Here is a 25218-nt window from a genome sequence, read left to right as displayed (position 1 = left end):
CCCCCCTTACTTGATGCGCTTGCGATAGACGATGTCCAGCCAGACGGCGAGGACGAGGGCGATGCCGATGACGATCCGCTGATAGGAGCCGTCGCCGAAACCGATGAGGACCATGCCCGTCTGCAGCGAGGTCAGGATCAGCGCGCCGATGATGGCGCCGTGGATCGTGCCCACGCCACCGGCCAGCGAGGTGCCGCCGACGACGGCCGCCGCGATGACGTAAAGCTCGTCAAGGTTGCCCATGGCGTTGGTGGCCGAATTCTGGCGGGCCGCGCCGATGACGGCGGCTATCCCGGCCAGCGCGCCCATCAGGGTGAAGATCTTCACCGTCATGGCGCGGGTGTTGATGCCCGACAGGGCCGCCGCTTCGGGGTTGCCGCCGATGGCAAAGACATAGCGGCCAAAACGGGTGCGGGTCATCAGGATGGTCATGAAGATGGCCACCGCGATCAGGATCAGCACCGGATAGGCGAAGCCGTGGCCGAAGGTGCCGCAGACATCGGAATAGATCGTGTCGTTCGACTGGGCGCAGGCCGGGGCCTCTTGTCCGAGGTTGGCATAGTATTTCTGGATGTTGCCGCGCGGCCAGACATAGGAATTCACCAGCGCCGTGGCCCCGATGATGATCGCGCAGACAAGGCCGATGACGAAGGTTTCGGCCCAGACCGGGCGCAGGGCAAAGCCGTGATGCTGGCGCGACTTGCGGGCGCGGATGAAGGCGATCACGACGACGATGCAGGCAAGGATGCCGAAGATCCAGCTGCCCGTGCGGCCGAGCGCGCCGAAGGAGCCGCCGCCGATCAGGGCGAAGGTGTCGTCCAGCGGCGCGATGGTCTTGCCGCCCGCCACGAGGAAGGCCGCGCCGCGCCAGACCAGAAGGCCGCCCAGCGTGACGATGAAGGAGGGAATGCTGAGGAAGGCGATCAGAAAGCCCTGGAAGGCCCCGATCAGCGCCCCCATGGCGATGCCGAAGGCGACGGTGATGATCCAGATCGACGGATGGCCAAGGCCCAGCGCGGGTGTCAGGTATTCCACCTGCAGAAGGCCCATATACATGCCGACCATGCCCATGATCGACCCGACCGACAGGTCGATGTTGCGGGTGATGATGACCAGCACCATGCCCGTGGCCATGATCCCGATATAGGCTGTCTGGACAGACAGGTTCCACAGGTTGCGCGGGGTCAGGAAGCCGTTGGCTTCGGCCTGCGCCGCCCCCAGAAGCATCGACGGCCGCCCGAGGACGATGGTCGAATAGGCCTCGAAGGCCAGCCAGATCAGCACAAGCGCGCCGATCATGCCGACAAGGCGGGGGTCAAGCTCTGTCGCGCGGAGGAAGCGGGCAAAGGCGCCGCCTTCCTTGCCGGGGGCCTGGGGCTGGTGGGTGGTATCGGTCATGTCCCGTCCTTGGCGTTGAGGGGGAGGGGTCGCGCATCGGATCGGATGCGACGGCGCGCGCGCCATGGCGCGGCGCTGGGGCAGGAGCCCGCCGGAATGCAGGAGGGGATGCCGGCCCTGCACGGGCCGGCATCCGGGTTCAGATCAGATCACTGGCAGGCAGCGACATCAGCCGCGGCGCCTTCGCAGGCCTGTTCCTTGCTGATGTGGCCGGCATCGATGGCGATGTTCAGCGTTTCCTTGGTGATCGGGGTCGGGTTCAGAAGGATGGCGTTCATTTCGACGCCCTTCTCGCCGCCCGAGAACTTGGTCGCGCCGGGGATCGCGTCCAGCGCGGTGCCGTCGGCCAGCATGCCGGCGATTTCGCCCGCAGCCTTGCCCAGGTCCCGCGCGTTCTTCCACACCGAAACGGTCTGGGTGCCACGCGCCACGCGGTTGATCGCGGCGAGGTCGCCGTCCTGGCCACCCAGCGGAACGTTCAGGCCCTGCGCGGCCAGAGCGGCAGCGGCACCACCGGCCATGCCGTCGTTCTGCGACATAACGGCGTCAACGGCGTTGTTGTTGGCGGTCAGGATCTGTTCCATGTTCTTCTGGGCGTTCTCGGGCTTCCAGCCGTCCGAGTTCGCTTCGCCGACGATCACGATGTCGCCCGAGGCAACAGCGGCGCCGATGACTTCTTCCATGCCCTGACGCAGGAAGCCGACGTTCGGGTCGCCCGGATCGCCCTTGATGATCGCGTAGTTGCCCTTCGGCGCGACCTTGAAGACTTCGGTCGCGATGATGCGGCCGACGCCGACGTTGTCGAAGGTCAGGTAGAAGGTGCGGTCATCTTCGATCAGGCGGTCATAGCCCACGACCGGGATCCCTTCGGCGGCGGCTTTCTCGATCGCCGGCCCGATGGCATCCTTGTCCCAGGCGTTGATGATCAGGGCGTCCACGCCCTGGGCGATCAGCGCGTCGATGTCCGAAAGCTGCTTTTCGGCGGACGACTGCGCGTCAGCCGAGACATATTCGTTGCCGGCCGCTTCGATGGCGGCCTTCATCGCGGCTTCGTCGATCTTCCAGCGCTCTTCCTGGAACTGCGCCCAGGACACGCCGATCTTCTTGCCTTCCGCCAGCGCTGCCGACGAGAAACCGGTCACCGCCAGAACGGCGGCGAGAATTGCGGTACGCATTGTTATCCTCCCTATGGATGCGGCCAGCGTATGGCCGGTCCGACAGATTCGTCGGCACGGGCGAAAACTGGCCTGAATAATTTCAGTTGTCAAAATAAATTTGGTGAGAGAAACATGAACTGCCCGGGAAAATGGCAATCTCATGCGGCAGCGCAGCAATTTCCGCTCTGCTAACGGACGCTTAACCTAGGTATGGCAGAGTTTCTGCCGATTTTTTATTCGGGGACCAAAGAAATGCTGTCCAAGGGGCCGACGGAGGAGATGGGGGAGGCGCGGCGGGGGTGTGGGCCGTTGATTCCGCCCCTGTCCGATACGCTGCGCCCGCTGCGGCAGCAGGTGTTCGAGAGGGTTCGTGCGGCGGGGCTGATTCCCCGGGTGCAGGTGGCCAAGGATCTGGGTGTCAGCCCGGCTTCGGTGACGACGATCACGCAGGAACTGATCGAGGCGGGGTTGATCGAAGAGGTTGCCGCGCCGCGCGACGGGGATCAGGGGCGCGGCCGCCCGGCGGTTTCGCTGGGCGTGCGGGCCAATGCGCATCGCGTCGCGGGGATGAAGCTGTCGGATCGCGAACATACCGCCGTTATCGTTGATTTCGCAGGAAATCTGATCGCCGATGACGTGATCCCGCGCCGCCCCGGGCCGATGTCGATGACCGAGATCCTGTCGGCCATCGAAACGCTGCTGGATCGCGTCTGCGCCAAGGCGGGGCTGCCGCGCGCGGCGCTTTCGGCGGTGGGGATCGGGGTTCCGGGTTTTGTGGATTCGGTTTCCGGGATGGTGATGTGGTCCTCTGTCCTGAGCGAGCGGGCCGTTCCGCTGGCCGCCGTTTCGCAGGCGCGGTTGGGCCTGCCGGTGGTGATCGACAATGACGCAAACCTTGTGACGCTGGCGGAACTGTGGTTCGGCGCCGGGCGCGGATTGGCGGATTTCGCGGTGGTCACCATCGAGCATGGGGTGGGGATGGGCTATGTCATCAACCACCGGATTTACAGGGGCGCACAAGGGCTTGGCATGGAATTGGGCCATACCAAGGTGCAACTGGACGGCGCGCTGTGCCGCTGCGGGCAGCGGGGCTGCCTTGAGGCCTATATCGCCGACTATGCCCTTGCGCGCGAGGCGACGACGGCGCTGAACTGGACGCATCGCGAGGGGCAGTCGATCAGCGTCCTGCTGGAGAGCCTTTATGACCATGCCAAGGCCGGGAACACGGCGGCGCGGTCGATATTCCGCCGGGCGGGGCGCTATCTGGCGGTGGGATTGTCCAATGTGATCAACCTGTTCGACCCGGCGCTGATCATCCTGTCGGGGGAACGGATGCGCTATGATTACCTCTACGCGCAGGAAACGCTGGCCGAGATGGAGATGCTGGCGATCCAGACCGGCCGCCCCCGCGCGCCGATCGAGATTCACGCCTGGGGCGATCTGCTTTGGGCGCATGGGGCGGCGGCGCTGGCCCTGTCCTTTGTAAGCGAGGGGCTGCTGGTTCCGGCGCGCGAGATCGCGGCGCAATAGGCCGAAAGGCGATGCCACAGCCGGTGCAGACAGCCAGTGCAGCAGGGCGTATGCACAACGGTACACAGGGGCAGGATGCGCAGGCCGCCGGAACGGCAGTTGCGCGACAAGGTTAACGCAAATCGGAAACTTCAGCGATCCGCGGGGGCGGTTCGGGCCGCCCTTGGCGGGGCCAACCCGGCATGCCGCGATTCGGCTGCGACACCATCCCTGCGATCCGGCGGATTTCGGCAGTGTGATCGGCAGGGCGATTGCGTCGCCGGGGGGGAGTTGCAATAGTCTTAACATTGCGCCCGGAGGATAGATGATCACCCGTTTCACCCGACTTTTGCCCCGCCGCAGGGTTTTCGCGGCGGCGGCGGCGCTGGCCGTTCTGGCCGGGCCCGGGCAGGCGCTGGATCGGCTGGAGTTTCAGGCACCAGGGGCCGACAAGGACCTGCTGGCCGCGCTGAAGGGGGCGTCGCTGCTGATGTCTTCGGAACTGGACGGGCAGGAAGACGCGCAAGACCTGTTCGCGGCAGCACGGGCGGAATACGGGCGGCTGCTGGGCACGCTTTATGCGGCGGGCCATTATTCGGGGGTGATCAGCATCCGGATCGACGGGCGCGAGGCGGCGGGCATCGCGCCACTGGATGCCCCCGCGCGGATCAATGTGATCGAGGTGCGGGTAGAGCCCGGCCCTGCCTTCCGCTTTTCCGAAGCGCGGGTGGCACCGCTTGCGGCGGGAACCGAGTTGCCGCGCGGCTTTGTCATCGGCCAGCCTGCCCTTTCGGGCACGGTGCGGGATGCGGCGGCGGCGGGGGTGGCGGGCTGGCGCGATGCGGGCCATGCCAAGGCTGGGATCGCCGGGCAGGAGGTGACCGCCGATCACCGCGACGCGACGCTTGCCGCGCGGATCGCGCTGGAGCCGGGGCCGCGCCTGCGGTTCGGGCCCCTGGCCGTAGAGGGCGAGGCGCGGATGCGGGAACGGCGGATCGTCAAGATCGCGGGCCTGCCCGAGGGCGAGGTCTTCTCGCCCGAGGAACTGGACCGTGCGGCGAACCGCCTGCGCCGGACCGGCGTGTTCAAATCGGTGACCCTGGCCGAGGGCGAGGTGCTTTCCCCCGATCTTCTGCCGATCACCGCCACGGTGGTGGAAGAGAAGCCGCGCCGGTTCAGCCTTGGTGCCGAGATCGCCAGTCAGGATGGGCTGTCGCTTTCGGGCTACTGGCTGCACCGCAACCTGCTGGGCGGGGCAGAGCGGCTGCGCGTGGATGGAGAGATTGCCAATATCGGCGCGCAGAACAGCGGGATCGACTACAAGCTGGGCCTGACGCTGGATCGCCCGGCCACGCTGACCCCCGATACGACGCTGGGCTTTGCCGCCGAGATCGGCCATCTGGACGAAGAGGATTTCCAGGCCGATGTGGCGACGCTGGGGCTGGGCCTGACGCATTATTTCAGCGACAACCTGACCGGGCGGATCGGGTTCGACTATGAATATGCCAATGGCCGCGACCTTGTGGATGATTTCCTGTTCCGCAATGTATCGGTGCCCATCGGGGTGACGCTGGACAGGCGGAACGACAAGACGGATGCCACGTCGGGCTATTACCTGGATGGCGAGGTGAAGCCCTTCTTCGGCTTTGGCACCACCGGCAGCGGCATCCGCAGCACGCTGGACGCGCGGGCCTATCTGGGCCTTGGGGCAGAGGATCGCTTTGTTCTGGCGGGGCGGCTGCAACTGGGCATGGTCACGGGATCGAGCCTGCTGGCCACGCCGCGCGACGATCTGTTCTACAGTGGTGGCGGCGGTACGGTGCGGGGGCAGCCCTATCAATCGCTGGGCGTGAATGTGACGCGGGGGCTGCTGTCGCCCAAGATCGGCGGCACGCATTTCATCGGCGCCCAGCTTGAGGCGCGGGCCAAGGTGACGGATGCCATCGGCGTGGTGGGCTTTTTCGATGCCGGGCGGATCGACGTGGGGGATTTCTTCGGCACCGCCGGGGACTGGCATTCGGGGGCGGGGTTGGGCCTGCGCTATGATACCGGGTTCGGGCCGATCCGGCTGGACCTGGCCATGCCGGTGGGCGGGACGACCGGGGACGGGCTGCAGATCTATGTGGGACTGGGGCAGGCTTTCTGATGCGGATATGGCCTGCACTTGCGCTGTGTTCCCTGCCGCTGGCCGCCGTGGCGCAGGAGGATGACCGGGGCTATCTGACCGCGCTTCTGGAGGACAATCTTTCCGGGGCCGGGCGGGCGGTGGTGATCACCGGCTTTGAAGGGGCGCTGTCGTCGCGGGCCACGATCGAGCGGCTGACGATTGCCGATGAGGACGGGATCTGGATCACGCTGGACGGGGTGGTGCTGGACTGGAGCCGGTCTGCCCTGCTGCGCGGGGTGGTGGAGGTGGCCGAGCTTTCGGCGCGGGAGATCGTGCTGGTGCGGGTGCCGGAGGCCGGGGAAAGCGCGCCTTCGCCGGAAGCGGGGGGCTTTGCGCTGCCCGATCTGCCGGTGTCGATTTCCATCGGGCGGCTGGCGGCGGACCGGATCGTTCTGGGCGAGGCCGTTCTGGGCGAGGCGCTGGAAGGGCGGCTGGAGGCAAGCGCCGAACTGGCAGGCGGCGAGGGGCGCACGGCGCTGGTGCTGGAGCGGACGGATCAGGGGCCTGCGGGGCGGCTGGCGCTGACGGCGGCCTATGCCAATGAGACCGGGCAGTTCCTGCTGGATCTGCTGGCCGAGGAAGAGGCCGGGGGCATCGCGGTGACGAAGCTGGGCATTCCGGGGGCGCCAGAGGCGCGGCTGGCCGTGCAGGGCGACGGGCCGATTGCCGATTTCGTGGCGACGGTGGGCTTGCAGACGGATGGGCAGGAGCGGCTGGCAGGCACGGTGGAACTGCTGGGGGCCGAGGGCGGGGCGCAGGGGTTCGACGTGGATCTGGCGGGCGACCTCGCGCCGCTGTGGATGCCGGAATATGCGGATTTCTTCGGCGACCGGATCGCGCTGAAGGCGGTGGGGGAACGGTCGGCCGAGGGGGTGCTGCGGCTGCGGACACTTGCCATGGATGCGCAGGCGCTGGATCTTGCGGGGGAGGCGACGCTGGGGGCGGATGGGCTGCCGCTGGCCTTTGATCTGCAAGGGCGGATCGGGCTGGCGGATGGAACGCCGGTGCTGCTGCCGCTGTCGGGGGCGGATCGGACGCGGGTGCGATCCGTCGATCTGTCGCTGGCCTATGACCGGGCGGCGGGCGAGGGCTGGACGGGCGATGTGGTGATCGCCGGGCTGGACCGGGCGGGGCTGGCCGCGGATCGGCTGGCGCTGCGCGGATCGGGGCGGATCTGGCAGCGCGACGGCGCGGCGCATCTGGGCGCGACGCTGGATTTCGCGGGCGAGGGCGTGGTGCCGGAGGATGCCGGCGTGGCGGCGGCGCTGGGGCGGGATGTGACGGGGCAGGTGGTGCTGTCCTGGCGGCAGGGGGGCGATGGGCTGCGGCTGCCGCGGATCGTGCTGGAGGGGGCCGATTATGGCCTGACGGGCCGCGCGGTGATCGAGGGGCTTCAATCAGCGCTGACGGTTTCGGGGGCGGGCGAGGCGCGGATGGAGGACCTTTCGCGGCTGTCGGCGCTGGCGGGGCGGCCTTTGGCGGGGGCGGCGGCACTGACGGTTTCGGGGAGCGGAAGCCCGCTATCGGGGGCCTTTGACATAGAGGCCGCGCTGACCGGGACGGATGTGGCGATTGCGCAGGCCGAGGTGGACGGGCTGTTGCGCGGGCAATCGCGGATCGACCTTTCTGCCGCACGGACGGAGACGGGAACCGAGTTGCGCGAGTTGAGCGTGACGGCGCAGAGCCTGCGGGCCGAGGCGCGCGGCACGATCAGCAGCGGGGCAAGCGACGTGACCGCGCGGCTGGATTTCAGCGATCTGTCGGCCATGGGCGGGGCCTATCGCGGCGCGCTGGACGGGACGCTGCGCTATCAGGGCGCGGCGGAGGGCGCGCGGGTGACGCTGGAGGGCACGGGGCGCGATCTGGCCATCGGGCAGGCCGAGGCGGACCGGCTGCTGCGCGGGCAGACCGTGCTGGCGGTAGACCTGTCGCTGGCGGATGGCGCGGGCGTGCTGAACCGGGCCGAGCTTCGCAATCCGCAGGTGCAGGCGAGCGTGACGGGGGATGCCGCGCGGCGGCTGGAGCTTTCGGCGCGGCTGGCGGATCTGGCCTTGCTGCTGCCGGAGTTTCCCGGCGCACTGACGATTGGCGGCACGGCGACCGGCGGGGCGCAGGGCTATGACCTGAACCTGCGCGGGCAAGGCCCGGGCGGCATCGACGCGCGGGTGACGGGGCTGCTGCGGGGCGATGGATCGGGCGGCGATCTGCGCATCGCGGGGGCGGCGCAGGCGGGGCTGGCCAATGCATTCTTGCCGGGGCAGTTGATTTCCGGGCCTGTGCGCTTCGATCTGGGGCTGCGGGGGCCTTTCGCGCTGTCGTCGCTTTCGGGGCGGGTGGGGCTGAGCGGGGGGCGGATCGCGGACCCGAACCTGTTCTTCGCGCTGGAGGATGTGACGGTGACGGCAGATCTGGCCAACAGCCGGGCGCAGATTTCGGGCGGTGCCGCGCTGACCAGCGGCGGGCGGCTGGATCTGGGCGGCAGCCTTGGCCTTGCCGCGCCTTTCCCGGCCGATCTGCGGGTGGGGCTGCGCGGGGCGGTGCTGCGCGATCCGCAACTGTTTCAGACCACGGCGAATGGCGAGATCACCCTGCGCGGGCCGATGGCGGGCGGCGGGCAGGTGGCGGGGCAGATCACCCTGAGCGGGACGGAAATTCAGATCCCTTCGACCGGGTTAGGGGGTGCTGCGGATATCGCGGGGCTGCGCCATGTGAACGAACCTGCCGATGTGCGCGCCACGCGGGCGCGGGCCGGGATGCTGAACGATGGGTCCGGGGGCGGCGGGGGTGGCGGCGCTGCGCGGCCTATCGGGATTGACCTGCTGATCTCTGCCCCGTCGCAGATCTATGTCCGGGGCCGGGGGCTGGATGCGGAACTGGGCGGCGCGTTGCGGCTGGGCGGCACGACGGCGGCGGTGGTGCCTTCGGGGGCGTTCAACCTGATCCGGGGGCGGCTGGACATTCTGGGCAAGCGGCTGGACCTGAGCGAGGCGACGCTGACGCTGGAGGGGGATTTCGTGCCGATGGTGGCGGTGGCGGCGTCGAATGAAAGCGATGGGGTGACAAGTTTCATCCGCATTGACGGGCCGGCGACAGAGCCAGTGGTGAGTTTCCGTTCCAGCCCGGAACTTCCCGAGGAAGAGGTGCTGTCGCGGCTGCTGTTCGGGCGCGGGATCGAGACGCTGTCCGCCCTGCAGGCGGCGCAACTGGCCAATGCGGTGGCGACGCTGGCAGGGCGTGGCGGCGTGGGGATCGTGGGGCGGCTGCGGCAGGGCTTTGGTCTGGATGATCTGGATGTGCAGACGGGCGCGAATGGCGGGGCCACGCTGCGGGCGGGGAAATACCTGACCGAGAACCTTTATTCCGAGGTGGAGGTGGATGATCAGGGGCAAAGCCAGATCAACCTGAACCTGGATCTGAGCGATTCGGTCACCGTGCGGGGCAGCACCGGATCGGCGGGCGGGGCAGGCTTGGGGATCTTCTTCGAGAAGGACTACTAGGACAGCCCCCGCTTGGCGCGCGAGGCATCGACCGCCGCGCCAAGCAGAATCGCGTAGCCCGACAGGTAAAGCCAGACAAGCAGCGCGGCCACCGCCCCGATGGAGCCGTAGATGCGGTTGTAGGTATCGAAATTGGCCAGATAGATGACCAGCCCGCGCGAGGCGGCGATCCAGATGAGGACCGCCACGAGGATGCCCCGCGTGAAGAGCGGGTGGTTGATCTGGCGGTTCAGCCCGAGGCGATAGATCAGCGCCACGCCGAGGACGACGATCAGCAGGCTGACGGCAAGCTGCACGCCTTCCAGCGCGATCGTGGCGAAGGCCCCCAGCGGGAAGAAGGACAGGACAAGCGGGCCCACGACGGCGGCCATCAGCGCGGCGATGGCAAGACCCACCATCACGAAGGTAAGAAGCAGCGCGCGCAGGTGATGCCAGTGCCCGGCGCGGTTGGGCAGGCCATGGATGGCGTTCAGCCCGCGCATCAGCGCCGCGACCGAGGCGCGCGCCGTCCAGAGGGCAAGGAAGAGCGAGATCGCCGTCGCAAGGCCAAGCCCGGATTGCACGGCAAGCAGCGCCTCGACCTGGTTCGAGATCAGCGTCCAGGAATCGGGGGGGAGGTAGTCGCGGGCAAGCTCCAGCTCTTCCCGGATGAGGGTGGCATCGGCGAAGCTGCCCCAGATGGCGATCACCGCCGCCGCGCCGGGAAAGAGGGCGAGGAAGCCATAGAAGGCGATGCCCGCGGCGATGAGATCAAGCTCCCGCTCATCCGAGAGGTGCCAGAGATCCTTGAGGATGGTGGGGATGTTGGGCAGGCGCATGGGGGGAATGTAGGGGGGGATGGCGAGAATGTGTAGCGCGGGGTTCGTTTGGGGTGGCGGGGTGAACCCCGCCCTACCCGAAGGTGCTCAGGGGCGACCCTGCGCCCCGGGCCTGAGCCGGGGCCTTTTGGGATGGTGTCGGGTGAGGTCCCGGGTCAGGCCCGGGGGCGGCGTTGCCGGGTAGCGGTTTGGCCCACCCTACCCTTCGCCTTCCAGCCTTGTCCGCATCTCGCGCAGGACAGGCAGCACGGCGCGGACGCGATCCGCGCCCAGCGCCTGCACCACTTCGGCGATCAGGGGGGCCACGGCCTGCACGGCGGCATCGCGGGCGGAGCGGCCTGCCGGGCTGATCGCCACGAACTTGCGGCGGGCATCATCCCAATCGGGGCGGATGTGGATGTGGCCCGCCCATTCGAGGCGGGTGAGCGTGTTCGTCATGGCCCCGCGCGTCACGTGAAAGGCGCGGGCAAGCTGGGCGGGGGTGCGTTCGTCATTCACGCGCGCGAGATGGTTCAGCACGCCGAAATGCGACAGCTCCATCCCCTTGGGCAGCACCTTGGAGATGCGGTTGCGGGCGAGCTGATCCGTCATGAACAACTCGCCGAACAGGGCGACGGCGATGTCTTCGGTCTTTTCGTCGGGCGCGCGCGGGCTCATGGATCGGGGCCCGTGAAATCGCGGTCATGCGAGAGCGAGGGGATGCGGTCGCGGGCACGGGCGACCTCGGCCAGATCGAGATCGGCGAAGGTGACGCCCGGTTCGGTGCCTGCGTCCGACAGGATTTCGCCCCAGGGCGCGATGGCGAGGCTGTGGCCATGAGTGCGGCGGCCCTTGCCATCCTGTTCCGGGTGGAAGCCGGTCTGGGCGGGGGCGAGGACATAGCAGCCGGTTTCGATGGCGCGGGCGCGGAGCAGGGTTTCCCAATGCGCCGCGCCGGTGATGTGGTTGAAGGCGGCGGGCACGGTCAGGATTTCAGCCCCGGCCTTGGCGAGGCGGCGGTAGAGATGGGGAAAGCGCAGGTCGTAGCAGACGGTCATGCCGATGCGGCCGAAGGGGGTATCGGCGAGAACCGCCCTTGTACCGGGGCGATAGGCCGAGGATTCGCGGTAGACCTCGGTTTCCGAGACGTTCACATCGAACATGTGGATCTTGTCGTATCGGGCTGCGATGGCACCATCCGGGCCGATCAGGAAGGAGCGGTTGGCAAAGCGGCCATCGGCATCCTCGGTCAGCAGGCCGAGAGAGCCCGCCAGCAGCCAGATCCCGGCCCCGGCCGCCGCATCCCGCAGGGCGGCGAGGGTGGGATCGTCATCCTCGTGCCGGAGCAGCGCCCGCTGGCGGGCGCGGTTCGAGGAAAGCGCATTGGTGCATTCCGGCGTCAGCACGAAGCCCGCCCCGCCCGCGACGGCGGCGCGGACAAGGGCGAGCGTTTCCGGCAGGTTGGCCGCCGGATCATCCGAAACCGTAAGCTGGACCAGACCCGCGCGCATCAGGCGAGCATCGGATCGAGTTTGCCGGCGTGATCGAGGGCGTGGATATCGTCGCAGCCGCCGACATGGGTGCCGCCGATGAAGATCTGCGGCACGGTGCGGCGGCCCCCGGCGCGGGTGGTCATCTTCTCGCGCAGGGAAGGATCGCGGCTGACGTCGATTTCGGTGAAGGGGACGCCCTTTTTCGAAAGCAGCCGCTTGGCGGCCAGGCAATAGGGGCAGATCGGGGTTGTATAGATCTCGACAGGTTTCACGGGATGCATCCTTGGCGGCGTTGCGCCGAACTATAGGGATTTAGGCATCCTTCGCAACGCGGGCCAGCACCGAGACGGATACCCGGCTTGCGCCTGCCGCAAGGCAGGCCTCGGCCCCGGCGGCCAGGGTGGCGCCGCTGGTCATCACATCGTCGATCAGCAGCACCTCGCGCCCGGCGATCCGCGCCGCGTGGCGGGGATGCAGACGAATCGCCCCGGTGACATTGCGGAAGCGGCCATCGCGATCGCGGCCGTCCTGCGTGGGGGTGCGGCGGGCGCGGATCAGCAGGTCGGGGATGTGGTCCAGCCCGGCCAGCCGGGCGAAGGCCGCCGAGATCAGGGCCGACTGGTTGTAGCGCCGCCGGAGCAGGCGCAGCCAGTGCAGCGGGACGGGGGCCACGATCATTCCGGGGCGCAGGATCGGCGCGCTGGCGCGATGCATCCAGCGCGCGGCGGGTTGGGCGAGATCGCCGCGATCCCCGTGCTTGAGCGACAGCACGAAGCCGCGCCCCTTGTCACGATAGAGCAGGGCCGCGCGGCCCTGATCCCAGGGCCGGGCCAGGGTGAGGCAATCATCGCAATGGACGGCGGTGCTTTCCTCGCCCGGCAGGGGGGTGCCGCAGCCATCGCAGACCAGCCCGGTGATGAAGGGCGTATCCCGCCAGCAGGCGGGGCAGAGGGCGAAATCGGTATCGACCTCGGCCCCGCAGGACAGGCATTGCGGCGGATAGATCAGCCGGAGCAGTGCTTGCATTCCAAACCTCGCTTGCCCATGGTCCGCGCCATGCAGACGCCCCCGATCCTGACCGACCGCCCTGCCCTGATCCGCAACCGCGCCCGCGCGCGGGGCGATGCGCTGTTCCTGCATCGGGAAGTCGTGCTGGAAGTGCAGGAAAGACTGATCGAGGTTAACAGGGCCTTTACGGATATTGCCGTGGTCACGCCTTTTCCCGGCCTTTGGGATCTGCCCGGGGCAAGGCTTGTGCCGGATGACGATGTGCTGGATCTGCAACCGGGCGGTCACGATCTGGTGATCCATGCGCTGGGGCTGCATTGGGCGAATGATCCGGTGGGGCAACTGGTGCAGGCCCGCCGCGCACTGCGGGCGGACGGGCTGTTTCTTGGGTTTCTGTTCGGCGGGCAGACGCTGGCCGGTTTGCGCGCCTGCCTTGCCGAGGCCGAGGCCGAGGTGACGGGCGGGCTGTCGCCGCGCGTGCTGCCCATGGCCGAGATCCGCGATCTGGGCGCATTGCTGCAGCGGGCCGGATTTGCCCTGCCGGTGGCGGACAGCTTCACGAAAACGGTGACTTATGCCGATTTCTGGCAGCTTTGCCGCGATCTGCGCCTGATGGGCGAGGGAAACGCGCTGGCCGCGCGGCTGCGGCGGCCCACGCGGCGGGCGGTGATAGCCCGCGCGGCCGCGCTTTATGCGCGGCATCACGGCCTGCCCGATGGCCGCGTTTCGGCCCAGTTCGAGATCATCTGCCTGACGGGATGGGCCCCCGATGACAGCCAGCAAAAGCCGCTGCGCCCGGGTTCGGCGGCGCGTCGCCTTGCCGATGCGCTGAAAACCGATGAATTGCGGCTTCGTGACACTGACCCGAATGGTTGACCCGACCGTATAAGCCTATATGTCCCGGCGCTGATACACAGGATTCAGGGAAACCGTCATGCTGGATGCCAAGGCCATGACCACGGATGCCACGCCGGACGGGGCGGGCGCGGGGATGATCGCGCCCGGCGAGGGCCGTCTGGCCCATGCCCCCGCCGACCATCCGCCGGTGCGCCGGGCGAAGATCGGGGTTCTGCTGGCCAATCTGGGCACGCCGGACAATTACGACTACTGGTCGATGCGGCGCTATCTGAACGAATTCCTGTCGGACAAGCGGGTGATCGACTATTCGGCCTGGATCTGGCAGCCGCTGCTGCAGCTTGTGATCCTGTCGAAGCGGCCCTTCTCTTCGGGGGCGAATTACAAGCTGATCTGGAATCACGAAAAGGGCGAAAGCCCGCTGATGACGATCACCAAGGACCAGACCCGCAAGATCGCCGAGGCCCTGGCCGGGCGGCATGGCGATGAGGTGATGGTGGATTTCTGCATGCGCTATGGCAATCCATCGACCGAGTCGAAGGTGCGCGCCATGGTCGAGGCGGGATGCGAGAAGGTGCTGTTCTTCCCGCTTTATCCGCATTACGCGGGGGCCACTTCGGCCACGGCGAATGATCAGTTCTTTCGCGCGATGATGAAGGAAAAGCGCCAGCCCGCCGTGCGGACGGTGCCGGAATATTTCGAACATCCCGCCTATATCGAGGCGCTGGCGCAATCGGTGGAACGGGCCTATGCGGCGCTGGATCACAAGCCGGATGTCCTTGTCGCGTCCTATCACGGGATGCCGAAGCGTTACCTCATGTCGGGCGATCCCTATCATTGCCAATGTGCCAAGACCTCGCGCCTGTTGCGGGAACGGCTGGGTTGGGAGAAGGGGTCGATCGACACGACCTTCCAATCCGTCTTTGGCCCCGAGGAATGGCTGCGCCCCTATACGGTGGAGCATGTGGCGGAACTCGCCAAACAAGGGAAGAAGAAGATCGCGGTGATCGCGCCGGCCTTTTCGGCGGATTGCATCGAGACGCTGGAAGAGATCAACGGCGAGATCCGCGAGGCGTTCGAGCATGAGGGGGGCGAGGTGTTCACCTATATCCCCTGCCTGAACGACGATGCCGCGCATATCGAGGCGCTGGTCGCGGTGATCGAAGAGAACCTGACGGGCTGGCTGCGCTAAGGCGCGGCCGGTTTCGCATCAGGCGGCCGGGACAAAGGAAAAGGGTCGGTGGGAAACCCACCGACCCTTTCCTGTGTCGTGATCCGACAGATCAGTTCGAGGCAGCAGCCGCGATGACCAGCAGGAGCAGCAGCGGAACAACGATGCCGCCAGCGGACGACGAGGTGTTCGCTTCCACAACTTCCGGCTCCATCACCGGTTCGGCCATGCCGCCGGCGAAGGCGGTCGAGGCGGCAACCGTCAGAGCGGCAGCGAGCGCAAGTTTCTTCATAGTAACCTCCAGTTATCGCATGACGCCGAATGTTGCAGAGGCGACGGCATGCACCCAAGATATTCCTCGTGATTTCTGTTAAGCAGCAACCTTCACGGAATGCAACTTGCTGCTTTTGCGAAACCCTCGGTTCGTGCGCATTTCGTCAAATTAGCAACACCTGCGTACCGACTTTCGTCATCCCGAACAATTCCTGGATATGTTCGTTGTAGAGCCCGACGCAGCCATTCGAAGAGCGGCGGCCGATCTTGCGCGTGTCATGGGTGCCGTGGATGCGGTAATAGGTCCAGGACAGGTAAAGCGCGTGGGTTCCCAAGGGGTTGTCGGGTGCGCCGCCTTCCACCACCTCGGGCCATTCGGGATTTCTTTCGCGCATCGCGGGCGTGGGCCGCCAGGACGGGGCCACGACCTTTTGCACCACTTCCGTGCGGCCGCGGCGGGTAAGATCCTCGGACAGCGGGACGGAGGTGGGATAGAGGCGATAGATCGTCTGGTCTTCCGACCAGAAATGCAGCGCGCGCGAGGTGAGATCGACAAGGATCGCGCCGTTGCGGGTATTGTCGAAATAGGATTGCCAGTCCAGCATCCGGAAGCTGGAGGCGTTGTTGCGCACGGAACTGGACGCGCCGGGCAGCATTTCGGTGGAGCCTTCCATGCCGAAGGCGGGCACGGCGCCCGCGCCCAGCGCCACCGCGGCCCCGGCGACGAAATGACGGCGATTCAGCCTGATCTTGCTGTCGGAATTCATTCTCTGCTTGCCTCTTGCGGTCTGGGCGCCACGCGGCGCCTTTTCGTGGCCTGATAGCGTTTTTCGCGGGTTTCGGCAAATCAAAGACATGTCAATCGGCGAAGGGTTGCGGTTTTGGCCGGTCCGCACGAGATGGATTTGAACTGTCGGGGCGGTTTCGCTAGACAGCAGGGCGACGGACCGGCGCAAGCGCGCCATGGGGGCAGACGGGAATGAACAGACGAGTGATGCTGATGATGGCCGGAGCCTCGGCCCTGCTGTCGGCCTGCATGCCCAGCATGGGCGCCGGGCCGAAACTTGGCCCCGACGGCAAGCCGCTGCCGCAGGTCTATAACATCCAGGCGCAGGGCGCGGGCACGATCGAGTATCGGTTGCTGGATTCGGTCAATGCGCTGCGATCAGCGCGGGGGATGCGGCCGCTTACGCTGAACGCGCAGTTGAACGCTGCGGCGGCCACGCATTCGCGCGACATGTCGGTGCAGAACCGGCCCTGGCATTTCGGTTCGGACGGATCTTCGCCGCTGGAGCGGGTGCGCCGTGTGGGATACCAGGGCAAGTTGCTGGGCGAGCTGATCTCGGAGACCTTCGAGACGGAACTGGAAACGCTGGCCACCTGGATGGAATCGCCCGACATGCGCGGTGTGGTTCTGGATCCGGCGGCGACGGATCTGGGCTTTGCCTGGTTCCAGGAGCCGAACGGAAAGATCTGGTGGACGCTGGTCACCGGCACGCAGCAGATGGGGGTCATTCCCGCCGCCTGAGGCGGGGCCCGACCGGCGCGGAAGGAAAAGGGCCTTTCGGCCCTTTTTTCATGCGCCGATCAGGGCAGGACGTGGATCACGGTGCCCGGCTTGACCATGGAATAGATCACTTCCATCTCTTCATTCGTCACGGCGATACAGCCTTCCGTCCAGTCGCGGCGGGCGACGGGGCGGCGCGGGCCGCCATGGATGAAGATATCGCCCCCCGGCGGCTTGCCCGCCGCCTTGGCGAATTCCACATCCCGGACATTGGGATAGGAAATGCCCAGCGACAGGTGGAAGGCGGAATTCGGGTTGCGGTGGGTGATGTAATAGGTGCCCTCGGGCGTCTTGCCATCGCCTTCGAACTGCTTGTGCCCTTCGGGCGCAAAGCCCAGGGCCACATCGAAGGATTCCAGCACCTTGCCATTGTGCAGCAGATACATCTTGCGCGCGGCCTTGTGGACCTGAACCGAGGTCACCTCGGGGCCGTTATAGCGCAGGAACTTGGATTTCGGGCCGCAGGCCGTGACGGCCAGTGCCAGAAAGAGAAACAGGATAACCTTCAGAAATCGCATCGCCTTGCCTGCCCATCGCTTTTCGCGGTTGTTGAGCGGGCAATAGAGGAATTCGGGCGATCTGCCTAGCCAGCCTTTTGCAGGGGCATCTCACGGATTCGTCATCGCGACAGGCGGGCGACAAGTTCGACATGCGCCGACCAGCGGAACTGATCCACGACCTGCACCCAATCCAGATGCCAGCCCGCCTGAACCAGCATCCGCGCATCCCGGGCAAAGGTGGCCGGGTTGCAGGAGACGGCGGCGATCACGGGAACATCGCTGCGGGCAAGGGTGGCGAACTGCGCCTCGGCCCCGGCCCTTGGCGGGTCGATCACCACGGCGTCGATCCCCTTGAATTCGTCAGGCTCCAGCGGGCGGCGGAACAGATCGCGGGTTTCGGCGATGACCTTCTTCAGCCCCGGCGTGGCGCGCCAGGCCTTTTCCAGCGCCGCGGTCATGGCGGGTTCGCCTTCGAGGGCGTGAACCTCGGCCTGTTCGGCAAGGGGAAGGGCGAAGGTGCCGCAACCTGCGAAGAGATCCACGATGCGCCTTGCGCCCGCGATGGCGTCGGCCACGGCGGAGAGAAGGGCCGCTTCGCCTTCGGCGGTGGCCTGAAGGAAGGCACCGGGCGGCGGGGCGACCAGCGCCTTGCCGAAGCGCTGCATGGGGGCGGCGCGCAGCGCGACGGTTTCGCCATCCCATGTCAGCCGGGAAAGGCCGTGGGATTCGGCGATGCGTGCCAGATCCATGCGAAGGGTGGCGTCAAGTTCCTTGCCGCCTGTCACGGCGACATCGGGGCCTGCAAGGCTGCGCGTGACGGTGAGGGCGAGTTCGGTGCTGCGCGAACCGCCCGCGCGGGTAAGCGATTCCAGCGCGGGGAGGGTGGCGAGAAGGTCTGGGTGCAGGAGGTGGCAGCCCGGGACGGGGATGATCAGGTCAGACCCACGCGCGTGAAAGCCGATCAGCGCGCCGCCCTTGGTTTTCCGCGCCGCCAGCGTGGCGCGGCGGCGGGAATTGGGGGGCGAGGTATGGGTGGGGCGGAAGGGGGCATCCAGCCCCTGCCCCGCCAGCGCGCCCTTGACGATGCCTTCCTTCCATTCGGTCACGAAGGCATCGGAGGCATGCTGCATCAGGCAGCCGCCGCAGCTGCGGGCATGGGGGCATGGGGGTTTCTTGCGATCAGGCGAGGGCGTGACGATGCGGGGATCCAGCAGGCGGTCGCCTTGGATCGTGCCTTCGACTTCTTCGCCCGGCAGCAGGCCGGGGATGTAGATGGGGCCTTCGGGGCCCTTGGCGATGCCATCGCCAAGGTGGCCGAGACGGTCGATCAGCAGTTTCACTCGGCCGCTTCCTTTTCGTCATCCGTGCCGATGAAGCCGCCGGATTGGCGGTTCCAGTAGCGCGCATAGAGCCCGCCCTTGGCGAGAAGGGCATCATGGGTGCCTTCCTCGACGATCTGGCCATCGTCAAGAACCACGATGCGATCCATGGCGGAAATGGTGGAGAGGCGGTGCGCGATGGCCAGCACCGTCTTGCCCTGCATGACGCGGGAAAGCGCTTCCTGGATGCTGGCCTCGACCTCCGAATCCAGCGCAGAGGTGGCTTCGTCCAGCACGAGGATGGGGGCGTCCTTGAGGAAGGCGCGGGCAAGGGCGATGCGCTGGCGCTGGCCGCCCGACAGTTTGACGCCGCGTTCGCCAAGGAAGGCGTCATAGCCCTTGCGCCCCTGGTGATCGGCCATGTTCGTGATGAAATCATGCGCCTCGGCGGCCTTCGCGGCGGCGATGATTTCGTCCATCGTCGCGCCCGGCTTGCCATAGGCGATGTTGTCACGGGCAGATCGGTTGAACATCGCGGTTTCCTGCGTGACCATCCCGATCTGGCGGCGGAGGCTTTCTTGCGTGACGGTGCGGACATCGTGGCCATCGACCCGAACATTGCCGGATTCGGTGTCATAGAGCCTGAGCAGCAGCGAGACGAGCGAGGATTTCCCCGCGCCGGAGGCCCCGACGATGCCCAGCTTTTCGCCTGCGCGGATCGTCAGGGCGATATCGCGGACCCCGCCGCGCTGGCGGCCATAGGCGAAGCTGGCGTGGTCGAAGGTGATCTCGCCCTTGATCGGGGGCAGTTCGTGGGCATCGGGCGCATCGGCCAGGGCGTGCGGGATGGCGAGGGTTTTCATGCCGTCTTCGACTTCGCCGACCGAGGTATAGATCGACATGAGGGTGAAGCTGACCCAGCCCGACATCTGCGCGATGCGCATGGCGATGGCGCCGGAGGCGGCGATGTCGCCTGCGGTAGAGGCACCCTGCATCCACAGCAGGACCGCGCCGCCGATCAGAAGGATGGGCAGCACCCCCGCCAGCGTCATCAGGGAAAAGCGGAACCAGGTGGAGATGACGCCGAATTCGAGGGATCTTTCGCGGAAGACCTCCATGGATTTCAGGGCGACCTTGTCCTCGAATGCGGCATGGGCGAAGAGCTTGACGGTCTTGATGTTGGTGATGGTGTCGACGACCTGGCCCGAAACCATCGCGCGGCTGGAGGCGCGGGCGGCGGAATTGACGCGCACGCGGGGCATGAAGAAGCGGATCAGCAGGACATAGGCCAACAGCCAGACGGCAAGCGCCAGCGCGATGCGGTTGTCGATGGCCAGCAGGAAGACGACCGATCCGATGACGGAGGCCAGCGCGAAGCAGACGGTGTTGATGACTTCGGTTGCCACATCGGTGACGGCGCGGGCGGCCTGCATCTGTTTGGTGGCGATGCGGCCTGCGAAATCGTTGTCGAAGAAGGTGACGGCCTGGCCCAGCGTCCAGCGGTGCAGGCGCGACAGGACGAGGGGCAGGACATTGGGACCGATGATGATGGAGTTCGACGCCGCCGAAACGCCAAAGGCCAGCGGGCGCAGGACCATGTAGAACAGGATGAAGGTGGCGATCAGCGGCCAGTGATCCGACAGGAAATTCGCCGGGCCGGAGGCCAGCGCCGCGTCGATCACCCAGCCGAGGATGAGGGCAGAGACGACTTCGGTGACCCCCGCCAGCGAGGACAGGATGCCTGCGACGATGAGCGCGGGCCAGGAGCCGGAGAGGGACCAGAGGAAGAATTTCCCCAGCCTCTCGGGCGGGGGGGCATCGGCGGGGCGGAAGGCATCAATCGCATTGCCAAGGCTGCGGGCAAGGTTCATTCGGCGGCGTCCTCTTCCAGGCCGATGAAACCGCCCGATTGCCGCGCCCAGAAGCGGGCATAAAGCCCGCCCAGCGCGAGGAGTTGGGCATGGGTGCCCTGTTCGGCGATCCGGCCATCTTCCAGCACGATGATCCGGTCCATCGCGGCGATGGTGGACAGGCGGTGCGCGATGGCGATGACGGTCTTGCCCTGCATGACGCCATAAAGCGCGTCCTGGATGGCGGCTTCGGCTTCGCTGTCGAGCGCCGAGGTCGCCTCGTCCAGGATCAGGATGGGCGCGTCCTTGAGGATGACGCGAGCCAGCGCCACGCGCTGCCGCTGGCCGCCCGACAGTTTCACGCCGCGTTCGCCGACATGGGCGTCATAACCCCGCCGCCCCTGCGGATCTTCCAGCGTCAGGATGAAATCATGCGCCTCGGCGCGTCTGGCGGCGGCGATCATCTGGTCCTCGGTCGCGTCGGGGCGGCCGTAGAGGATGTTGTCGCGCACCGAGCGGTGGAGGAGCGAGCTGTCCTGCTGGACCATGCCGATCCGGCTGCGCAGGCTGGATTGGGTGACATGGGCGATATCCTGACCGTCGATCAGGATGCGGCCCTGTTCGCAATCGTAGAAGCGCAGCATCAGCTTCACGAGGGTGGATTTCCCCGCGCCGGAGCGGCCCACGACGCCGATCTTTTCGCCGGGATTGATGGTGAGGGTGATGCCCTGCAAGCCGCCCGTTCCGCGCCCGTAGTGATGCGCGATGCCATCCAGTTCGATCCGGCCTTCGCGGAAGGCGAGGGGCCGCGCCTGCGGCGCATCGACAAGGCCGATGGGATGGGTGATGGTTTCCATCCCTTCCTGCACAACGCCCAGCGCCTGCACGAGCGAGGAGAAGGCCCACATGATCCAGTAGGTCATGTTGTTGAGCCTGAGGACCAGCGCGGTGGCGGCGGCGACGGTGCCGATGCTGGCCGCGCCCTGATACCACAGAAGGATCGCCCAGCCGGTGATGGCGACGATGAGAAAGCCGTTCAGCACCGTCAGCGCCAGATCCATCTTGGTGATGATCCGCATTTCGGCCTGAAAGGTCTTGCGGGCGTGTTCGATCGACTCCTTGGCGTAATCCAGTTCGCGGGCGTCATGGGCGAAGAGTTTCACCGAATGGATATTGGTATAGGCATCCACCACCCGGCCCGTGACGGCAGAGCGGGCATCCGAACTGGCCTTGGACGCGGGGCCCGCGTGGCGGACCGTCCAGCGCACCAGCAGGGCATAGAGCGCGAACCAGACGATCAGCGGCAGCAGAAGGCGCGGGTCGGCATCGGCCAGCATGATGCCCGCGCCGACCACGGTGACAGAGGCGAAGGCCACGGCATCGAAGGTTTGAAACACGGCATCGCCCGCGGCGGGGGGTGTCTGCATGATGCGGTTGGCGATGCGGCCCGCGAAATCCGATTCGAACCAGCCGACGGGTTGACGGATCACATGGGCATGCGCCCGCCAGCGGATCATCGTGCCGAAGTTCGGCAGGATGGCATTGTGCAGCAGCGCCACATTGGCCACCAGAAGCACGGGCCGCAGGATCAGAACGGCCAGGGCGACGGCGATCATTTCGGTGCCGTAGAGCGCCCAGGCCTGTTGCGGGCCGTTCTCGGCCAGCAGATCGACCAGCCGCCCGACATACCAGATCAGCGCCACATCGGCGAAGGCGGTGATCACCGACAGGACAGCCGTCACCGAAAAGACCATCCGGAACGGGCGGATATAGTCCTTCAGAAAGGGCCAGAGCCGCCGGGGCGGCGTATCGGTTTGCTCGTAGGGACCGTAGGGGTCGACGAGGCCTTCGAATAAGCGGAACACGGGGAAGCCTCTTGCGCGTTGGCCCCTGATATAGCCCGGAACGGCCGGAAGGGAAACCGTCAGCGCAGCAGGTCGGCCCGAGTCAGCCGCAGGCCCGAGGCAAGCCAGAGCTTTTCCAGCCGCTTCAGTTCCTGCCCGAGGGCGGGGCCCATCAGCGTGGGAAGGTCGGCGGCGGTGACGGGAAAACAGGCGGTGGCGCCGCGCGCAACCTCTGCCGCCCAGTCGGGGGGAAGGGGGGTTTCCATCACCGCAGCGCGGGCCAGCAGGGCATCGGCGGCCAGTTCCGCCCCCAGTTTCCAGCCCAGAACGGCTGGGGCGGTGGTCTGGCCGATCGCATCGCGCAGGCGGGCAAGGTCGCGCGTTTCGGCCCGCGACAGGCGCAGCGCATCGGTCATGTCCTGACCGCCCAGCACGGCAAGGCGGCGCAGCCAGCGCGGGGGAAGCGGGCCTTCCAGATGCACAAGCGGCGCAAGGGCGCGCGGATCGCTGCCCGGCAGAAGCGCGGCCAGAAGCCCCGCCTGCGCCATGCTGGCCACGGCGGGGGCGGGGTCGGGCGCGCCAAGCAGCTTGCGGAATTCCGCCCCCACCCTTTCGCGCGACAGGCCTGCCAGACCGTCGATCCCGGCGGCGCAGGCGGCGAGTCCTTCGGCATCCATGCCCAGCGCGGGATCGCCATACCAGGCGGTGAAGCGGAAGAAGCGCAGGATGCGAAGGTAATCCTCGCGGATGCGTTGGGCCGGATCGCCGACAAAGCGGAGACGACGCGCGCGCAGGTCGGGCAGGCCGCCCAGCGGATCGACCAGCGTGCCATCGGGGCGGGCGTAAAGCGCGTTCATGGTGAAGTCGCGGCGGGCGGCGTCATCCTCGATCCGGGTGGAGAAGGCGACGGTGGCATGGCGGCCAAAGGTTTCCACATCGCGGCGGAAGGTTGTCACCTCATGCGGGCGGCCTTCGGCGACGATGGTGACGGTGCCGTGGTCGATCCCGGTGGGAACGGGTTTCAGGCCGGCGGCGCGGGCAAGGGCGATCACCCGGTCGGGGGTGGCATCGGTGGCGATGTCGATATCGCCGATGGGCATGGCCAGCAGCGCGTTGCGCACGCAGCCGCCCACGAACAGCGCCTGATGCCCGCCTGCCGCCAGCGCGGCACAGACGGCCTGCGCGGCGCTGTCCTGCAACCAGTCGCCTGAAAGGATCATCCCTGCACCCTGTCGGCCAGCCCCCGCAGGATGCGGGCGGTGGCCCCCCATATGTAATAGGGACCATAGGGGATGGCATAGTAGCGCCGCCATTCATTGCGCCAGCGGCGGCGTTCGATGGCGAAACGGTCAGGCATCAGCAGATGCGACAGGGGAACGGTAAAGACCTCTTCCACCTCGCCCGCTTCGGGGCGGGGGGTGAAATCGCCGCGCACGAAGCCCAGGACGGGCGTCACGGTGAAGCCGGTCACGGTTTCATGCGGCGGCAGGGTGCCCGCCACATCGACCAGTTCGGGGGGAAGGCCCACCTCTTCGCGGCTTTCGCGCAGGGCGGTGGCAATGACGCCGTCATCACCTTCATCCACCTTGCCGCCCGGCAGGGCAATCTGGCCGGGATGGTGCTTCAGATGCGAGGCGCGCTTTGTCAGGATCAGCCGCGCGCCATCGGGGCGGGGCCAGACTGCCAGGAGAACCGCCGCCGGGCGCAGGATGCGGCCCGGCGGCAGGGTGATCGCGGGATTGAGATCGAAATCCGATGAGGGCCGCGCCGGGCGGAGAAGGGCCTTGCGCAGCGTCTCTTCGGGATCACGCATCCGGGGATTTTTCCGCCTCGAACCCGACGGTGGCGGGATCGAGTTCGTAATGCGCGCCGCAGAACTGGCAATCGGCGGTGACGATCCCTTCGGGGGTGGTCATATGGGCGATGTCCTTGGCCGAATAGATCGACAGCGAATTGCGGACCTTCTCTTCCGAACAGGAGCAGCCAAAGCGGACAGGCTGCGCATCGAAGACGCGGGGCTGTTCTTCGTGAAACAGCCGGACCAGCAGATCGGTGGGCTGCACCGAGGGGCCGATCAGTTCCATCTCTTCGACCGTGTCGAGCAGAAGGTTCGCGCGGTTCCAGTTTTCGCCCTCATCCCCCGAAAGGATATCGGCATGGGTCAGCAACCCGCCTTCGCCGGTGGCGGCGCCCTGGGCCACGAAGGGCGAGGCCTTGGGCATGTGCTGCAGCATCACGCCGCCCGCGCGCCAATGCAGCGGCTGGCCGGGTGTCTGGCTTCTGCCAAAGGTGACGGCAAAGCGGGTGGGCAGCTGTTCGGATTGCGCGAAATAGGTTTCCGCACAGGCCGAGAGCGACCCGCCAGCGATGGGGGTGATGCCGGAATAGGGAACGTTGCCTTCGCCCTGATCAATCAGAACGGCGAGATAGCCTTCGCCGATCTGGCTGAACGGGTCGGCATGGGGATCGAGCCGGTCCTTGTCGAAGCTGGCATAGGCGCGGATGCGGGCGGGTTGGCCATCCTCGGACGGGCCGTAGTAATCGGTGGCGATCAGCCGGGCCGGGCCCTTGCCGCGAACTTGCAGCGAGAGTTTCCAGCGCAGCTTGATCGCCTGGCCGATCAGCGCCGTCAGAAGCGCGGTCTCGGCGACCAGCGCCTCGATCTGGGGCGGATAGGCGTGCTGCTTCAGCACCTGATCCAGCACGCCGTCCAGCCGCGCCACGCGGCCGCGGATATCGGAGCGATCAAGCTGAAAGGGCAGGACGGTATCGTCCCAGGCGAGTTGAGAGCCGATGGTCATGGGGTTTCCTGA

Annotated in this window: 22 protein-coding genes; 6 read left to right on the top strand and 16 right to left on the bottom strand. The window is 66.9% G+C overall.

The window, feature by feature from the left end; genetic code table 11:
* Positions 1-6: 6 nt before the first annotated feature.
* Positions 7-1398: a sugar ABC transporter permease gene (locus G5V65_RS09835; protein WP_165049481.1), complete on the bottom strand. Its 1392-nt coding sequence runs from the start codon at positions 1396-1398 to the stop codon at positions 7-9.
* A 149-nt stretch (positions 1399-1547) separates the two neighbouring features.
* Positions 1548-2573, bottom strand: coding sequence for a substrate-binding domain-containing protein (locus tag G5V65_RS09830; RefSeq protein WP_165049699.1), 1026 nt, complete (start codon positions 2571-2573; stop codon positions 1548-1550).
* A 234-nt stretch (positions 2574-2807) separates the two neighbouring features.
* On the opposite strand from G5V65_RS09830, the gene G5V65_RS09825 reads away from it, so the two are divergent.
* The 3 genes from G5V65_RS09825 to G5V65_RS09815 all read left to right on the top strand — a co-directional run bounded on the left by G5V65_RS09825 (position 2808) and on the right by G5V65_RS09815 (position 9728).
* The gene (locus G5V65_RS09825; protein ID WP_165049479.1) at positions 2808-4085 is read left to right on the top strand and encodes an ROK family transcriptional regulator; all 1278 of its coding nucleotides are present in this window, start codon (positions 2808-2810) and stop codon (positions 4083-4085) included.
* A gap of 304 nt (positions 4086-4389) precedes the next feature.
* Entirely contained in the window at positions 4390-6210 is a 1821-nt protein-coding gene (locus tag G5V65_RS09820; protein ID WP_165049477.1) for an autotransporter assembly complex protein TamA, read from the top strand.
* Entirely contained in the window at positions 6210-9728 is a 3519-nt protein-coding gene (locus G5V65_RS09815) for a translocation/assembly module TamB domain-containing protein (protein ID WP_165049475.1), read from the top strand. Before G5V65_RS09820 ends, G5V65_RS09815 begins: the two co-directional genes overlap by 1 nt.
* Here G5V65_RS09815 and G5V65_RS09810 read toward each other — a convergent pair.
* The 5 genes from G5V65_RS09810 to G5V65_RS09790 all read right to left on the bottom strand — a co-directional run bounded on the left by G5V65_RS09810 (position 9725) and on the right by G5V65_RS09790 (position 13044).
* Entirely contained in the window at positions 9725-10546 is an 822-nt protein-coding gene (locus tag G5V65_RS09810) for a YihY/virulence factor BrkB family protein (protein ID WP_165049473.1), read from the bottom strand. The genes G5V65_RS09815 and G5V65_RS09810 overlap by 4 nt on opposite strands.
* A 198-nt stretch (positions 10547-10744) precedes the next feature.
* Positions 10745-11203, bottom strand: a complete 459-nt coding sequence (locus tag G5V65_RS09805) for a MarR family winged helix-turn-helix transcriptional regulator (RefSeq protein ID WP_165049471.1) — start codon at positions 11201-11203, stop codon at positions 10745-10747.
* A complete protein-coding gene (locus tag G5V65_RS09800) occupies positions 11200-12036 on the bottom strand; it encodes a carbon-nitrogen hydrolase family protein (protein WP_165049469.1) in 837 nt (278 codons plus the stop codon). The genes G5V65_RS09805 and G5V65_RS09800 overlap by 4 nt, the downstream gene beginning before the upstream one ends.
* The gene (gene grxC, locus G5V65_RS09795) at positions 12036-12290 is read right to left on the bottom strand and encodes a glutaredoxin 3 (RefSeq protein WP_165049467.1); all 255 of its coding nucleotides are present in this window, start codon (positions 12288-12290) and stop codon (positions 12036-12038) included. The genes G5V65_RS09800 and grxC overlap by 1 nt, the downstream gene beginning before the upstream one ends.
* Positions 12291-12330: 40 nt before the next feature.
* Entirely contained in the window at positions 12331-13044 is a 714-nt protein-coding gene (locus G5V65_RS09790) for a ComF family protein (protein ID WP_165049465.1), read from the bottom strand.
* A gap of 30 nt (positions 13045-13074) precedes the next feature.
* Here G5V65_RS09790 and G5V65_RS09785 point away from each other — a divergent pair, with 30 nt between their 5' ends.
* Complete coding sequence (locus tag G5V65_RS09785; RefSeq protein WP_165049463.1) at positions 13075-13902, top strand: SAM-dependent methyltransferase; 828 nt, start codon at positions 13075-13077, stop codon at positions 13900-13902.
* A 115-nt stretch (positions 13903-14017) separates the two neighbouring features.
* A complete protein-coding gene (hemH, locus tag G5V65_RS09780; RefSeq protein WP_241250521.1) occupies positions 14018-15073 on the top strand; it encodes a ferrochelatase in 1056 nt (351 codons plus the stop codon).
* Between the two features lie 91 nt (positions 15074-15164).
* Here the strand turns inward: hemH and G5V65_RS09775 are convergent, their stop codons facing one another.
* On the bottom strand, positions 15165-15344 hold the full coding sequence (locus tag G5V65_RS09775) for a hypothetical protein (protein WP_023663741.1): 180 nt from the start codon (positions 15342-15344) through the stop codon (positions 15165-15167).
* Positions 15345-15489: 145 nt separating this feature from the next.
* A complete protein-coding gene (locus tag G5V65_RS09770) occupies positions 15490-16092 on the bottom strand; it encodes a L,D-transpeptidase (protein ID WP_165049459.1) in 603 nt (200 codons plus the stop codon).
* A 212-nt stretch (positions 16093-16304) separates the two neighbouring features.
* On the opposite strand from G5V65_RS09770, the gene G5V65_RS09765 reads away from it, so the two are divergent.
* Positions 16305-16853 (top strand): CAP domain-containing protein, encoded by a 549-nt coding sequence (locus G5V65_RS09765; protein WP_165049456.1) that lies wholly within the window; start codon positions 16305-16307, stop codon positions 16851-16853.
* 59 nt (positions 16854-16912) lie between these two features.
* Here the strand turns inward: G5V65_RS09765 and G5V65_RS09760 are convergent, their stop codons facing one another.
* The 7 genes from G5V65_RS09760 to hslO all read right to left on the bottom strand — a co-directional run bounded on the left by G5V65_RS09760 (position 16913) and on the right by hslO (position 25206).
* A complete protein-coding gene (locus G5V65_RS09760) occupies positions 16913-17410 on the bottom strand; it encodes a L,D-transpeptidase family protein (RefSeq protein ID WP_165049454.1) in 498 nt (165 codons plus the stop codon).
* Positions 17411-17511: 101 nt separating this feature from the next.
* Positions 17512-18732 carry a class I SAM-dependent RNA methyltransferase gene (locus G5V65_RS09755; protein WP_165049452.1) on the bottom strand — a complete coding sequence of 407 codons (1221 nt, stop codon included), beginning with the start codon at positions 18730-18732 and terminating at the stop codon, positions 17512-17514.
* Positions 18729-20582 carry an ABC transporter ATP-binding protein gene (locus tag G5V65_RS09750; RefSeq protein WP_165049449.1) on the bottom strand — a complete coding sequence of 618 codons (1854 nt, stop codon included), beginning with the start codon at positions 20580-20582 and terminating at the stop codon, positions 18729-18731. Before G5V65_RS09750 ends, G5V65_RS09755 begins: the two co-directional genes overlap by 4 nt.
* A complete protein-coding gene (locus G5V65_RS09745) occupies positions 20579-22426 on the bottom strand; it encodes an ATP-binding cassette domain-containing protein (protein WP_165049447.1) in 1848 nt (615 codons plus the stop codon). The genes G5V65_RS09750 and G5V65_RS09745 overlap by 4 nt, the downstream gene beginning before the upstream one ends.
* A gap of 59 nt (positions 22427-22485) precedes the next feature.
* A complete protein-coding gene (locus tag G5V65_RS09740) occupies positions 22486-23625 on the bottom strand; it encodes a CCA tRNA nucleotidyltransferase (RefSeq protein ID WP_165049445.1) in 1140 nt (379 codons plus the stop codon).
* Complete coding sequence (locus G5V65_RS09735) at positions 23622-24218, bottom strand: CoA pyrophosphatase (RefSeq protein ID WP_165049443.1); 597 nt, start codon at positions 24216-24218, stop codon at positions 23622-23624. The genes G5V65_RS09740 and G5V65_RS09735 overlap by 4 nt, the downstream gene beginning before the upstream one ends.
* A complete protein-coding gene (gene hslO, locus G5V65_RS09730) occupies positions 24211-25206 on the bottom strand; it encodes an Hsp33 family molecular chaperone HslO (RefSeq protein ID WP_165049441.1) in 996 nt (331 codons plus the stop codon). The genes G5V65_RS09735 and hslO overlap by 8 nt, the downstream gene beginning before the upstream one ends.
* Between the last annotated feature and the right edge of the window lie 12 nt (positions 25207-25218).

Source organism: Paragemmobacter kunshanensis (assembly GCF_011059185.1).
Taxonomy (GTDB): domain Bacteria; phylum Pseudomonadota; class Alphaproteobacteria; order Rhodobacterales; family Rhodobacteraceae; genus Paragemmobacter; species Paragemmobacter kunshanensis.
This window is presented reverse-complemented; position numbering and strand designations above follow the sequence as displayed.

Coding starts and splice junctions, on each gene's coding strand:
- G5V65_RS09835 (WP_165049481.1), bottom strand. CDS start 1,398: ATGACCGATACCACCCACCAGCCCCAGGCCCCCGGCAAGGAAGGCGGC.
- G5V65_RS09830 (WP_165049699.1), bottom strand. CDS start 2,573: ATGCGTACCGCAATTCTCGCCGCCGTTCTGGCGGTGACCGGTTTCTCG.
- G5V65_RS09825 (WP_165049479.1), top strand. CDS start 2,808: ATGCTGTCCAAGGGGCCGACGGAGGAGATGGGGGAGGCGCGGCGGGGG.
- G5V65_RS09820 (WP_165049477.1), top strand. CDS start 4,390: ATGATCACCCGTTTCACCCGACTTTTGCCCCGCCGCAGGGTTTTCGCG.
- G5V65_RS09815 (WP_165049475.1), top strand. CDS start 6,210: ATGCGGATATGGCCTGCACTTGCGCTGTGTTCCCTGCCGCTGGCCGCC.
- G5V65_RS09810 (WP_165049473.1), bottom strand. CDS start 10,546: ATGCGCCTGCCCAACATCCCCACCATCCTCAAGGATCTCTGGCACCTC.
- G5V65_RS09805 (WP_165049471.1), bottom strand. CDS start 11,203: ATGAGCCCGCGCGCGCCCGACGAAAAGACCGAAGACATCGCCGTCGCC.
- G5V65_RS09800 (WP_165049469.1), bottom strand. CDS start 12,036: ATGCGCGCGGGTCTGGTCCAGCTTACGGTTTCGGATGATCCGGCGGCC.
- G5V65_RS09790 (WP_165049465.1), bottom strand. CDS start 13,044: ATGCAAGCACTGCTCCGGCTGATCTATCCGCCGCAATGCCTGTCCTGC.
- G5V65_RS09785 (WP_165049463.1), top strand. CDS start 13,075: ATGCAGACGCCCCCGATCCTGACCGACCGCCCTGCCCTGATCCGCAAC.
- hemH (WP_241250521.1), top strand. CDS start 14,018: ATGATCGCGCCCGGCGAGGGCCGTCTGGCCCATGCCCCCGCCGACCAT.
- G5V65_RS09775 (WP_023663741.1), bottom strand. CDS start 15,344: ATGAAGAAACTTGCGCTCGCTGCCGCTCTGACGGTTGCCGCCTCGACC.
- G5V65_RS09770 (WP_165049459.1), bottom strand. CDS start 16,092: ATGAATTCCGACAGCAAGATCAGGCTGAATCGCCGTCATTTCGTCGCC.
- G5V65_RS09765 (WP_165049456.1), top strand. CDS start 16,305: ATGAACAGACGAGTGATGCTGATGATGGCCGGAGCCTCGGCCCTGCTG.
- G5V65_RS09760 (WP_165049454.1), bottom strand. CDS start 17,410: ATGCGATTTCTGAAGGTTATCCTGTTTCTCTTTCTGGCACTGGCCGTC.
- G5V65_RS09750 (WP_165049449.1), bottom strand. CDS start 20,582: ATGAACCTTGCCCGCAGCCTTGGCAATGCGATTGATGCCTTCCGCCCC.
- G5V65_RS09740 (WP_165049445.1), bottom strand. CDS start 23,625: ATGATCCTTTCAGGCGACTGGTTGCAGGACAGCGCCGCGCAGGCCGTC.
- G5V65_RS09735 (WP_165049443.1), bottom strand. CDS start 24,218: ATGCGTGATCCCGAAGAGACGCTGCGCAAGGCCCTTCTCCGCCCGGCG.
- hslO (WP_165049441.1), bottom strand. CDS start 25,206: ATGACCATCGGCTCTCAACTCGCCTGGGACGATACCGTCCTGCCCTTT.